At 44.5% G+C, this 13,039-nt stretch carries 8 protein-coding genes; 4 read left to right on the top strand and 4 right to left on the bottom strand.

What is annotated here, in order from left to right:
- Positions 1-146 precede the first annotated feature (146 nt).
- Entirely contained in the window at positions 147-2,078 is a 1,932-nt protein-coding gene (locus A0256_06455; protein ID AMR31089.1) for a sulfatase, read from the top strand.
- Positions 2,079-2,176: 98 nt separating this feature from the next.
- Here the strand turns inward: A0256_06455 and A0256_06450 are convergent, their stop codons facing one another.
- Genes A0256_06450 through A0256_06440 form a run of 3 tightly spaced genes read right to left on the bottom strand, consistent with a single transcriptional unit; the run spans position 2,177 to position 5,863 of the window.
- Complete coding sequence (locus A0256_06450) at positions 2,177-3,421, bottom strand: arsenic transporter (protein ID AMR31088.1); 1,245 nt, start codon at positions 3,419-3,421, stop codon at positions 2,177-2,179.
- A 17-nt stretch (positions 3,422-3,438) separates the two neighbouring features.
- The gene (locus tag A0256_06445; protein AMR31087.1) at positions 3,439-4,554 is read right to left on the bottom strand and encodes a hypothetical protein; all 1,116 of its coding nucleotides are present in this window, start codon (positions 4,552-4,554) and stop codon (positions 3,439-3,441) included.
- A gap of 1 nt (position 4,555) precedes the next feature.
- Complete coding sequence (locus tag A0256_06440; protein ID AMR31086.1) at positions 4,556-5,863, bottom strand: hypothetical protein; 1,308 nt, start codon at positions 5,861-5,863, stop codon at positions 4,556-4,558.
- A 120-nt stretch (positions 5,864-5,983) separates the two neighbouring features.
- On the opposite strand from A0256_06440, the gene A0256_06435 reads away from it, so the two are divergent.
- The 3 genes from A0256_06435 to A0256_06425 all read left to right on the top strand — a co-directional run bounded on the left by A0256_06435 (position 5,984) and on the right by A0256_06425 (position 8,819).
- Positions 5,984-6,748, top strand: a complete 765-nt coding sequence (locus A0256_06435; protein AMR31085.1) for a hypothetical protein — start codon at positions 5,984-5,986, stop codon at positions 6,746-6,748.
- A 63-nt stretch (positions 6,749-6,811) separates the two neighbouring features.
- Positions 6,812-7,486: a DNA-binding response regulator gene (locus tag A0256_06430; GenBank protein ID AMR31084.1), complete on the top strand. Its 675-nt coding sequence runs from the start codon at positions 6,812-6,814 to the stop codon at positions 7,484-7,486.
- A 4-nt stretch (positions 7,487-7,490) separates the two neighbouring features.
- Positions 7,491-8,819 (top strand): hypothetical protein, encoded by a 1,329-nt coding sequence (locus A0256_06425; GenBank protein AMR31083.1) that lies wholly within the window; start codon positions 7,491-7,493, stop codon positions 8,817-8,819.
- 18 nt (positions 8,820-8,837) lie between these two features.
- Here A0256_06425 and A0256_06420 read toward each other — a convergent pair whose 3' ends face one another.
- Positions 8,838-12,902, bottom strand: a complete 4,065-nt coding sequence (locus A0256_06420; protein AMR31082.1) for a hypothetical protein — start codon at positions 12,900-12,902, stop codon at positions 8,838-8,840.
- Positions 12,903-13,039 lie beyond the last annotated feature (137 nt).

The following is a 13,039-nucleotide window of genomic DNA, read 5'->3' as shown; positions in this document are numbered from 1 at the left end:
ATGCTTACAATCTCCCGACAATAATTTACCTGCAGTTTTCCTAACTTTGTTAACATAACTTTACGCCAGTATTAAGTAGATGTAAAGTCAGCCATAACCATATTACTTATTAGCATTACCGCCTGCTAACAGCAGGCAATACTTTAATGAACAATCCATTTCGATCGGCCGAGTACAGGGCATTATGCTATCGCATTTTGCTGTGTTACTTTTTTTATACAATCGCACGCGTACTTTTCTTTTCTTTCAACACTCATCTTTTCGACATTAACTCCATAACGGCTTTCCTCAAACTCTGTTATTATGGGATTGCTTTTGATACCACTGCATTGCTATATATCAATATTTTGTTTATTGTGCTCAGCATCCTGCCACTGACAGTCAATACCAACCCCGGCTTTCAAAAAGGGCTGGGCATTTTGTATTTTATTACTAACCTGCTGGCTTACGCAACCAATTTTATCGATATCATTTATTACCGCTTCAGCCAGGTGCGGTCAAATTCTTCCACGCTGGATCTGCTCAGCGACGAGACCAATAAGAAAGCGCTCTTTGCCCATTTCACATGGGCTTACTGGTACATCATCGCTATTTTTATTTTGTGTTGTATGTGCTGGGTTTGGCTGTACAGGCTGGTGAAAGTTAAGCCAGCCCCAGTGCAAAAGCCAGGCATTTACTACTTGTATTCCGCAGCTATGTTCATCGTAACTATAGTACTGATGGTAGGCGGTATCCGGGGCGATTTTAAACACAGTACCAGGCCCATCAATATGGTGGATGCTTATAAACATGTAACCATACCTAACCAGGGCGATATCGTACTCAACACCCCCTTTGCCCTTTTCCGCACTTTAGGCAGTAACAATTACAAGCTGGAATACTGGACCAGCGAACAATATATCAACACCAACATTAAACCTATAAAACAGTATAATAGGCAATTACAGGCAAAGCCGAACGTAGTGGTGATCATTCTAGAGAGCATGGCGCGCGAGTTCTGGGGCAGCATGAACCGTGGCAGCAGTATCCCGGGTTTCAAATCCTATACCCCGTTCCTGGATTCGCTGTCGGATAGCAGCCTCCTTTTTACCAATGCCTACGCTACCGGCCGCCAGTCTATCCATGCAATGTCTTCGGTACTGGCAGGCATCCCAACCTTTAAACGGGCGTTTACATCCTCACCGTATGCCAAGCAAAAGATAGAGAGTGTTGTGTCCGTTTGTGATAGCATGGGTTACCAAACCTCTTTTTTCCACGGCGCTGCTGATGGTTCTATGGGTTTCCAGGGTTTTGGCAATATTTTAGGCTACCAGCATTACTACGGCCGAAATGAGTATAATAACGAAAAAGACTTCGACGGCACCTGGGGAATTTGGGATGAGCAATTCTTCCAATACATGGGGCGCACACTCGGCCAGCAAAAGCAACCATTTATGGCTACGCTGTTTACCCTTTCCTCCCATGATCCCTACGCCCTGCCCGAAAAATATGTTGATCGCTTTAAAGGCGGACCGCTGGTTATCGATAAATGTGTACAGTATACGGATAATTCGCTTCGCGAGTTTTTTAACTACGCCAAAACGCAGCCCTGGTACAACAACACCATTTTCGTAATCACTGCAGACCATACCAGCCTTACCTACTACCCTGAATACAGCAAAGAAGTAAACCGTTTTGCAGTGCCAATCCTGTTCTTTAGCGCAAATAAAAACTATGCATTGAAGGGGGTACGTACAGACCTCGCTTCACAGATGGATATTTACCCCTCCATTGTCGATCTGATTGGGTATAATAAACCCTTTCGTTCCTGGGGCCGCAGCCTTATCAGCAACCTCGCCACCGAAACACCAAGGGTGATCAACTCCACGGGTGATATCTACCAGTTTATGCAGGGCAATTATACTTACCTTTTCGACGGTAAAAATATCACCGGTATTTTCGCCGCAGCCGACAAAGGTTTCCAGAAAAACCTAAAAACCGCCGTGTTAAATTCTGAAATGACCAAAGGGATTGCAGATTGCAAGGCACTGATCCAGGATTATATGGACAGAGTGGTAAACGGGAAGCTTGCGAGGTAAGCGGGACCTGAATAATTATCGAGGTACTAAAATCAACTTCGTTTAATCACCCTATTTTCAAAATGCCGATTGGGTAAACTGTGATCAATAGCAATTGTTTAAATAAACAACGAACCCAGCACCGCCAGCAGCGTTACTGTCATCACTACCGCACCCAATTTTAAAAATGCCCAGGCACTTACTTCCTGGCCTTCGCGGCGGAGCGCTACCAACCATAAAATAGTGGCCAGTGAGCCGGTGAGCGACAAGTTGGGACCAAGATCGATGCCGATGAGTACCGCACTTTTCACCATTTCCGGCACATGCCCAATTTGGATCACGTTACCGGCAATTAATCCCGCCGGCAGGTTATTCATTAAATTACAGGCAAAAGCGGTGCTTAGTCCGGCGTACCAGGTGGCATAGTTTACATTCTCAGCAGCACTTTGCTGCAGCAACCCGGCGAGATGTTCGGTCAACCCGGTTTTGTTCAGGGCCTCTACAATCACAAACAGACCTGCAACCAGCGGCAGCACAGCCCAGGACACCCCTTTAATTACCTCCCAAGGGCTTTTTCTTGCCATCAATAGCACTATAGCAGAGGTGAGCACGCCGGTAATAGCGGTTGGTAAACCAAGCTGTATATCCAAAGCCGACGACACGAGTAAGATAATGGCAGTTGCGCCGATGCCGATAAGCGCCGTTTTACCCCCCTGCGATAATTGAGGCAGCCTGATATTGGTTTCGATATCCTCCTTCAGTTGATCCCGCTGTGTAGCAAATAAGACCAAATAAGTAACTACGATGGATACTACTGATGGAACCAAATAATGCGACATCCAAACCAGTAAGGCAGGCATGTGGTTGCCGTAGATCACGAGGTTAGCCGGGTTAGATATCGGTAGCACAAACGAAGCCGCGTTGGCTATAAAAGCGCAGATAAAAAGATAAGGTAACGGGTTCTTTACCTTTGCTGCTTTCACGGCTGCGGCAACAGCGGGCGTAAGCACTACGGCAGTGGCATCGTTTGACAGGAAGGTGGTAACAATTACGCCTACCAGGTAAATCAAAAAAAACAAACGTTTGGGAGAACCTTTAGCCATTTGGGTAGCATGGGCAGCCAGCCAGTCGAATAATTTTTCATTGCGGGCGGTTTCTGCCAGTAGCATCATGCCGGTTAAAAACAGGTAAACATCGGTGCCTTTTGCGATGCCTGCAAATCCGTCGTTCAAATTGATAAAGCCGAACAGCAATAAAACTAATGCTCCCGACACAGCCCAGATCACCTCGGCTACTTTAAACGGGCGGATGATCACTCCGGCAATGGCTAAAAAAGAAATGATCCAGATATAGATATTTGTCATGTGTTGTCGTTCAAAATTTATGAGGAGGGTTTACCGTTTCTGTTTGGCCCCAGTTGCGTGCCAAACAAACCATTTTGTGGCCATGCACCAATGCTATCGCCATCGCTTCCTTCGGCAACCCTTACCGGCTGATATCCCGCGGGAGCTTTAAGGTCGATGCTGTGCATTCCCGGCCTGCCGGTTTCATCGGTTGCCATCACCGTTAGGCTACGGGCCGGATCAGCATTTATTTGCACCGACCAAGTGATCTGATCATGACCTAGCGTCATTGCCACCCAGGTTTGGCCGTCGGCACTGCATTTCACATGATGCACTGCCCGGCCGCCAAAAACTACCGCACGGATCTCTATCCACCCATCCAAGTGTGGCACTTCATCGGGCTGTAAACGATAATCAGCGGGCGAGGTGATCAATACAAAGGGGAAAGCGTCATGCAAGGGCTTAAACCGCCAGCTTACCACCCCCTTGTCCACCGAAACTAAGGAGTAGCCAACCGGCCCCTCTTCAATTTGCCCGCTGGAGCGGGTAGCTGCAAAAATGGTTTGCCCGTTATTAGCTAAGTCGTTATAATGGGTATGGCCCATATCAACAAGTACTACTCGATTGTCCGCAATCAGCGTGTTGAGGACCTGCATTTCCTGCTGATCTTTTAAATCTGCCGGATAGGTATGCGTAAAAATCACAGAGCGTTGTTCCAGGCTTTTGGCGTCCGCCAATTCGGCAATCACCCAATCCAGCTGTTGCCGGCCAAGCCTGAAATCGGGGCCGCCCGTGCCGGGGCCACTCACATCTAAAAATAAACAATGCAGCCCTTTTATATTCGCCGCTGCAGGCAGTTGCCGTGCATGCCGCATCGTATAAAAATTAGCCAGGCTGCCTTGCTCCATATCATGGTCGCCAGTAATTACGTACACAGGTGCGCTCAGCATTTTCAAAGCGGTGTCAACCAAATTATATTGAGCTAGTAATCCGTTATCTGCGTTATCGCCCGGTAAATAAACAAAATCGAGCCTTGTACGGCATTCCGTTTCAATTTGGGCAACAATGGATAAAAAATCGATATAGTTTTGTTCCCGGGCATTGGTGATATGCAAATCGCCAATATGCGCATATAGCATTGGTGTATGGTTCATGCTATCCGGCTATTTTTAATTTAGCATCTTTTATTTCCGGGCTCTCACCGGCAGAAGCAACGGTTTCGGGCATCATCGTCCAAAAAACAATAAAGGCCACCAGCGCAATGGCCGACAACATATAGAAGCCATAATTAAAGCCGCTGGCCTTAACAATATAACCGCTGATCACATTGCTTAGTGATGCCCCTAATCCTACTGCTGCAGCCAATATTCCCTGTGCAAAGTTATCTTTCCCGGTACCGTAAAACAGATCGGACACGATGAGGATCGATACTACACTAAAGATTCCGCCGGCAAGGCCATCCAGTACCTGGATACTTACCAGGTAAACCGCACCTTTGGCGAATGTATAAAGAATACCCCTGATAGGCAGAATAAAGAAAGCGATCATCATGAGCTTTTTACGGCCATTTGCTGCCCATTTACCGCTCATAAAAGACATTGGCACCATTACCAGCTGTGCCAGCACAATACAAGCCGACATGTACAGCGATGCGTTGGAGGTACGCGCTTTACCAAGCTCCTGCCCTACCAGCGGCAACATGGCCGCATTGGCAAAGTGGAACAGCACAGCAGAAAACAGTAGGATGAGAAAACCCTTGTTTTTCAGCAGGTCTAAAACCGAGGTTTCTTTTTTCGATTTTTCACCTGCTTTTTCATCCGCCGAACTTGCAGCGTCATGGTCGATGTCTTCTTCTCTGATGGAGAGCGAAAACACGATGCTCATCAAACAGAAAATGGCCAGGCCATAAAAAATGCCGGCATTGTGGGTAAGCTTTCCCAGCACACCAATTAAAATGGCCGATACCACGTTACCTGCGTGATTAAAAGTTTGGTTCTTGCTAATAGTGGTGTCGAAACTGCTGCGCCCTGCTATGCCCATAGCCAATGCGATGAGTACCGGGCCAAAAAACGCAGCTGATACCCCTATTGCGATCTGGCAGGCTATCACCGCATAAAAATTGGGGAAAAACAACATACAAAATCCTGCAACGCCGATAGTAACAGACACCACCACAATTCCGAGCCGCTTTTTATTACTCACATCGCAAAGCCAGCCGGCGGGAGATTGGGCAATAACGGTGGCAAAACTCATGGCACCTATGGCTATGCCAATTTGAGAAGGATTCCAATGCAGATTAGATGCAAGATAAACAGCCAAAAATGGGCCAAGACCGGTGGCTACATCTGCCGCCGAAAAATTGAGCCAGTTAAGGCAATTCAGGCTGTGTTTTTTGAGGGGGGCTTTACTCATAACAACTTTAATATTATTTATCAAATTATTTGAGAGGACAACCAAAGGCATAAATAAATGTTTAGGTTGCAGCCGCGAAATGAAGAAAAATTAATTTGGCATTCATCCGCAGCTTATCAGGTGCCGGTACTTTTGAAGTATTAAATAATTAAAAAACACATGAAGAATCACATGAATAAAGTTTGGCTGACATCGTTGTTGTTAACCGGCACCTACGCAGTAAACGCACAGCAATTACCACAACCTCCGGCCCCTGCACAGGGCCCGCCAGCAATGCTGGCAGGCGGCCCGCCGCCGCCACCACGCCCGCCAAAAACAGGCAAACGGCCTGGTGATGACAGTAGGCCCGGAGAAGACCGGGGACCAAAAGACGAAGCCATTAAATTAACCGCGATTAAAGGCACCGTATTGAACCCGGTTGCGAACGACCGGTTTGAGTATAACAGCCTGCTGGTTAAAACAAACACCGGGAATGTTACAGTTATGTTTCCGCCGCACCTGGGCGAACAGATCCTCGGCAAGGCAAAAAATGGCTCCGCAATTACCGTAACGGGGTTTGACCGCACCGATCCGGAAGGAAAAAAAGAATTCCGCCTGGTAAGAATGGATGTAAATGGCAGTACCATAACTGATACCCCTCCAGTTGCACCACCTGTACCCGGCACCCAGGAACAAAAAAGCATTACGGCTACTGTAAAGGAGCTAAATTATTCTCCGCGTAAAGACGTCAATGGTTTTACTTTGTCATCCGGAGAACGGATTGGCATACCACCGCACATTGCCCGGCAATTATCAGCCCAATTAAAACCAGGCGAAAAAATAACTGTAAACGGTTTTGCAGAGCCAAAAAGGGAGGGCGTGGTATATAGCCAAAGTGTAAAAATGATAAGGGCGCAGATCCTTACCATTAACGGCCAGGCCTATTTAGTTAGATAAAAAAAATGCGCTGCAAACGTTTACCGTTTGTAGCGCATTGCATAATACCGCCATTATTTTTACATGAAGATACTACTGATAGAAGATGAGCTAAAACTGGCCGGATTTATAAAGATGGCGCTGGAGCAGGCCGGATATGTAACAGACCATGAAGCCGACGGAACAGCAGGGTTGCAAAGTGCCATGGTTAATAGTTACGACCTTATATTGCTGGATTTGATGCTGCCATCGCAAAATGGGTTTGATGTACTAAAAAATCTGAGGGCTTTTGATAACCATGTGCCGGTAATTATCATCAGCGCTTTAGGCAGTACGGACCAAATTATTAAGGGGCTGGATGCCGGCGCTAATGACTACCTTAAAAAGCCTTTTGAAATGCAGGAGTTACTTGCACGGGTAAGGGTTTTGCAACGGCAGCAAACGCCAAAAAGCAATGCAACTATAAAAGTAAACGACCTGGAAATAAACCTGCATACCCGCCAGGTGAAACGGCAGGATAAAGACATTAACCTGAGTAACCGCGAATTTTTACTACTGGAGCATTTGATGCTGAATGCTGATAAAGTTATTACCAAGGCACAGCTTTTGGATAAGGTGTGGAACATGAGCTTTGACCCTGGCAGTAATGTTATTGAAGTGCATTTATACCAGCTGCGTAAAAAGATAAATGAGGGCTTTACCCATCAGCATATCCAAACGGTGATCAACAGGGGGTACGTTCTAAAATCTCTAAGCTAAAGCTATGCACCGCTATTTTTACAAGGGCCTCAAGTTTAAAATAACCTTGCTATTTTGCCTGGTGTTTATGGTTATTAACGTAATTTTTAGCAGGGTTGTTTATCAAAACTTTAAGAGCGCTTATGTAGGGAATTATAACAAATACCTATATACCCGTGCACAAACCATTATCAACAGAACCGAGATTAACCCCGACTTGATTGCGCTGCCGGATTCCGGCGAGTCAATTCGCGTTTTTTATCATAACAATGCCCGGCAACTGGTTACCGTGTTTCAGTCCCCGGGTATTATTTCAAAACTTAAGACACCCTATCAAACCGGCATAGTGGACAGCCTTGGGCAACACGGCGTTTATATTAAGAAAGAAGATTTTGATGGCCGCCCTGTTGAATTGTTCCTTACCGTTTCCAACCTCCCGCTGATGAGCAAATTAGCCAATTTATCGTTGTTAATGATGCTCGCCACTATCGGTAGTGTATTAGTTAGTTCCATTGCAGCTTACCTAACCGCGGGGTGGTTATTGCGCCCCATCCGTTCCATTGTTAAACAGGCCACACAAATCAACTCTAACCAGCTCGATAAGCGTTTAGATGTGGCGCAAACCCACGACGAATTGCAACAGCTAGCCGAAACTATCAATGCGATGATAGCACGCATTGCGCACGAACAGGAATTGCAAAACAACTTTTTTGCTGCTGCATCACATGAACTGCGCACCCCTTTGGCCATTTTGCAGGCCGAAACCGAAATGCATTTAAGCAATAAAGGCGGCGAAACAGATAAACAATTATTAACTAGTCAGATACAGGAAATTAACCGGCTGCAGCAAATTGTAGAGCAGTTTTTGCTCATCAGCCAGTTTAAACACAAAGGTTTAATCATCAACAAGCGATCTACAGACTTATCGGATCAACTGCTTAAAGTTTTCGCACGGAACCGTTTTGCCGCTGATAGGCAACAGATCAAAACTACTATCCACTTCGGCAATAATATCCAAAGTTTTAATATTGATGGCGATAGTGATAAACTGGAGGTTGTATGGCAAAACCTACTGCAAAACGCCTTAAAACATGCGCCAAAACAGAGCATCATCATTTGCGAAATAGAGCAGCAGGGAACCGGCCTGGAAATCATTTTTAAAAACACAACAGCTGAAGAACAAGTCCGTACTGATAACTTAACCGACGCATTTACTGCGAATCAATCGTTACAAGCAGGATCAGGGCTCGGGCTGTGGCTTTGCAAACAAATCATCAGCGCGCACAACGGGAGTATGGCTATTTCTGCCGGGGATCATACGTTTAATGTTTTGGTAACATTACCAGATAGATAACCCTTACAATAAAAAGTACTATCGGAAAGACTGCTCCACCAAGTAAGTCTTATTAAAAGCCTGCCTGTGCTGTTTGATAAATTCGGAAGGCTTTACACCGAATAATTTGATAAACTGCTCCCTGAAATATTTAATATCGTTAAAGCCGCAATTTAGTGCCGCTTCATTCACGTTGCAATGGGTATTGATCATCATTTCGGCGGCCTTTCGCAAACGCACAAACCTTACAAAGTTGTTTACCGATTGCCCGCTGATGGCCTTAATTTTTTTGAACAGGCTGGAATAGCTCATGCCCATTTCATCGGCTATCGTTTTTACATCAAAGTGCGGATCTATCAGATAGTTTTCGATGATGCTGATACATTTATACAGAAACTCTTTGTGATTTTCGGAGATATTCCTCGAGTTTGATTTTAACGTAACTTCGTTATAAAAATAGCGCTGCAACTCACGCCTGTCTTTCAGAATTCCCTGTACCCGTGCCAGCAGCAGATCTTTTTCAAAAGGTTTGCTTACAAAATCAACCGCGCCAACTTCAATCCCTTTGAGCTGTATTTCCAGATTAGGATCACCGGTTATCAGTATCACCGGGATATGACTCAGCGACGAATCTTTTTTCATAATAGTACACAGATCAATCCCTGACATACTTTCCATACTGATATCACTGATGACCAGATCGGGAAGAATTTTTTTAACAAGCTCTAGTCCCAATTCAGCATTTGCGGCTTCGTAGATCTTGTACCGGTCTTTAAAGATCTTTATGATATAATCCCGCATATCCACATTATCGTCAATAATCAATACAGACTGACGATCTGATATAAGGAGTTCAAAATTAGTTACTTCTTCTTCAGCCGGCTGTACATTTTTGATCTCTCCCATCAGCTCATCAAAAAGGCGTTCTGCGGGTTGGTCCGTCTCAGCCGGCAAGTGAACTTCTTCATGGCTGGTCTTCGGCAGTTCTACTATGAACCGTGTGCCCTTTTCTGCATTTTTAACGTAAGTAATTTCTCCCCCATGGCTCTTCACGAAGCTTTTTACCAGGTATAAGCCAATGCCAAAGCCTGTTTTAAGGGTTGTACTGTCTTTTATTTGGTAGAATTTATCAAAGAGCCTTTCACCGGTACCTTCTGCAATTCCGCAGCCATCGTCTTCTACCGTTAATAAAACTTTATGTTCCTGTTCAGTTAGCTGAATATTGATCTCGCCGCCTTGCGGAGTGAATTTAATCGCATTAGAGATCAAATTAAAAATCGCAATCTCCATCTTCGCTCTATCAGCACATAAATAAACAGGGCAGTCACCAAAGTTAAAATGATACTTGATCTGTTTTATCTTTGCCTGTTGCGTAAAACACAGGTAAACCTCATTACAAAGTTTTGTAAAGTTTAAATTCACTTTGTTTAGAGAATCGTTTTCACTCTCCGTTTTCCTGAACAGCAATAAATGATCTACTAAACCCAGCAGCCTGCGGGCATTACGGTGAATGGTTTGCAACTCTTCATTGTTCTTGGTGTTCTCGGTACGCAGCAAATCCTTGATCGGGTTAATAATCAATGTAAGCGGCGTGCGGAACTCGTGCGATATATTGGTGAAAAACGACAGCTTTTTTTCGTTCAGTTCTTTTTCACGCTCTACGTTCATATTAGCTATTTGCACTTCGTATTTCAGCCTGGTTTGCCTGATGCGGTAAAGCCAAAGGCAATATACAACCGAAACTGTAAATGCCACATATAACATATAAGCCCACCACGTGCGATAGAATGGCGGCAAAACAGTAATTTGCAGTGTTAGCTGGCGCGGATTCCAGGAACCGGAGCTGTTGGTAACTTTAACCCTAAGCGTATATTTCCCCTCGTTCAAACGGGTGTAGTAGGCTGTTTTTAATTTACCCACATCGTTCCAGCCGTGGTCCCACCCCTCCAGGTAATAAGCGTAGCTCAGTTTATCGGGATAGGAATACTCCGGGGCGGTATAATCAATTGCAAGCGTGGCCTCATTATACGGCAGGGTAATTTGCTTTAGATCTACCACGGCCTGGTTACCGGTAAATTCGGTGTTATTTTCAACAGCTTTGTTGTTTACATATACCCCCGTAAACTTTAAGTCGGGCTGATGCATGGGTAGCCGGATGCTATCCGGGTAGAAGATGTTGAAGCCATTGATGCCCCCAAACACCAGTTCGCCCGATCGCAATTTCAGTGCTGCATTAAAGTTGAACTGATTGCTTTGCAAGCCGTCTGATGCATCGTAGTTTTTAAAAACATTAGCTCCAATGTCATACTCAGTAAGGCGGTTAAAAGTATTTGCCCATAATTTATCTTTGTCGTCTATTAAAACATTGAGTAATGAATTACCGGGCAAACCATCAATTTGAGTAAACCGTTTTAACGACTTAGTAGGCAGGTGATATCTTAATAGCCCTCCGCCTTCTGTACCGATCCAGAGATTATTGTATCCGTCTTCGGTAATCGACCTTACGGGGTTTTTGATGTTAATGTAATGGTGATGCTTTCCAAGCGGATCTATCTTGATTAAGCGTGCATAATCGCCGCCCCAAAGTGTTCCGTTCTTATCCTCATAAATAGCATGTATATTGGTTAGCTGTTCATCAAAAAGTTCAAATTTATCTGCCTGTTTGTTATAACGGTATAAGGCGCCGCCACGGGTTGCGCCTACCCACAAAGTGTTATGGCTGTCAACTAACAGCTTCCATAGGCTTCTATCCTGAATTTTGGTAAACGTGTTAAAACAGTCATAATGTACAAACCGGTTTGCTTTAGCATCAAAGCGATCTATCCCCCCGCCAAATAAAGCCAGCCAGACCTGCTTATCATGATCTTCCACTACACTAACTACAAAGTTGCTGCGTAATGAGGAAGGCTTTGCGCTGTGAACATAGTTGGTAAAAGTATTTGCCTTCCTGTCCCAATAACTTAATCCACCGCCATCGGTGCCAATCCATAGGTTTTGAGCATTGTCTTCGCAAAAAGACAAGACAAAATTATTGACTAAGCTATTGTTGTTAAACGGATCGTGCGTGATAAGCTTAAACGGATTCGGTTTGCTGTCCAGGTAATTAACGCCGCCTCTCAGCGTTGCTATCCACATGCGGTTTTCATTATCCTCATAAATCATGCTCACGGCATCACTATGCAGATGATCATTGTTGATCTTCCCGCTCACCAAATATCTGATGCTGCTATGAAGCGTATCTACAATGTTAACGCCACCACCGTTAGTGCCGATCCATAACTCCGCTTTTTTTGAGAATTTAATATCGATGATATTATCATTATTCAGTTTGCTATTGATGGCAGCACTCGCAGAGACAGTCTTTGTTGCGGAAGAAAATGAAAAAAGCCCGTTATCTGTACCTATCCAGATATGGCGTTTTGTATCTGCCAAAATACAGTTGGCATACTTCAAATCGGTGTTGACAACCTCTATACGGTTTTGTTTTTGGTTATACCGGCAAAGGCCCGTATTGCGAATAAACAACCAAACGGTGTTTTCTGCGCCGATAGAGATGGACTGTACACTGTATCCTTTACTACTGTTACCAAACGCTACTTGCCGGCCTACTTTATCGCCTTTGTGGTAAATGAAGAGTCCCTCATAATCTGTACCTATAAATAGGTTTTGATTGGCATCTGTTTGGAGCGCGGTAACGTTATTGGTGATTTTTTTAACACCGGAGTTTTTATTAGTGCTGTAGCATACCGGGTGAAACCTTGAATTATCATAATCAAAATACACCAGGCCTTTCATGCTGCCAATAAAGATCTTGTTGGCCACGCCGATGATGCGGTTAATATGATTATCGCTTAACGACGCTGCGTTGCCCCAAACGTTCCTGAACGTGGTTATTTTACTGCCGTCGTATTTGTTTAAACCATCGTAGGTACCAATCCACACAAAGCCGTGGTGGTCTTTATAGATACTGGTAATAGCATTGTTTGAAAGCCCCTGCTCAATACCTAAATATTGAATGGATTGGAATCCAAAAGCTGTATTACAAAATAATAACACTGCACTTAGTAAGCTATAAATACACCTGCCAGATAAAAGTATCTTCATTCAATGTGGTATAAATTGGTATCGGAGATACACAAAGCTAATCATTTGGCAAAAAAACAAACCGGCTGGTTGCCGAATAGTTAAGAAAAGAATGATTTACATCTACCGTTGATTTTTACTGCTAAATTTCCAATACA

Source organism: Mucilaginibacter sp. PAMC 26640 (assembly GCA_001596135.1).
Lineage (GTDB): Bacteria > Bacteroidota > Bacteroidia > Sphingobacteriales > Sphingobacteriaceae > Mucilaginibacter.
Note: the sequence above shows the minus strand (reverse complement) of the source record. Positions and strands in the feature narration are given on the sequence as shown.

Coding starts and splice junctions, on each gene's coding strand:
- A0256_06455 (AMR31089.1), top strand. CDS start 147: ATGAACAATCCATTTCGATCGGCCGAGTACAGGGCATTATGCTATCGC.
- A0256_06450 (AMR31088.1), bottom strand. CDS start 3,421: ATGACAAATATCTATATCTGGATCATTTCTTTTTTAGCCATTGCCGGA.
- A0256_06445 (AMR31087.1), bottom strand. CDS start 4,554: ATGAACCATACACCAATGCTATATGCGCATATTGGCGATTTGCATATC.
- A0256_06440 (AMR31086.1), bottom strand. CDS start 5,863: ATGCCTTTGGTTGTCCTCTCAAATAATTTGATAAATAATATTAAAGTT.
- A0256_06435 (AMR31085.1), top strand. CDS start 5,984: ATGAATAAAGTTTGGCTGACATCGTTGTTGTTAACCGGCACCTACGCA.
- A0256_06430 (AMR31084.1), top strand. CDS start 6,812: ATGAAGATACTACTGATAGAAGATGAGCTAAAACTGGCCGGATTTATA.
- A0256_06425 (AMR31083.1), top strand. CDS start 7,491: ATGCACCGCTATTTTTACAAGGGCCTCAAGTTTAAAATAACCTTGCTA.
- A0256_06420 (AMR31082.1), bottom strand. CDS start 12,902: ATGAAGATACTTTTATCTGGCAGGTGTATTTATAGCTTACTAAGTGCA.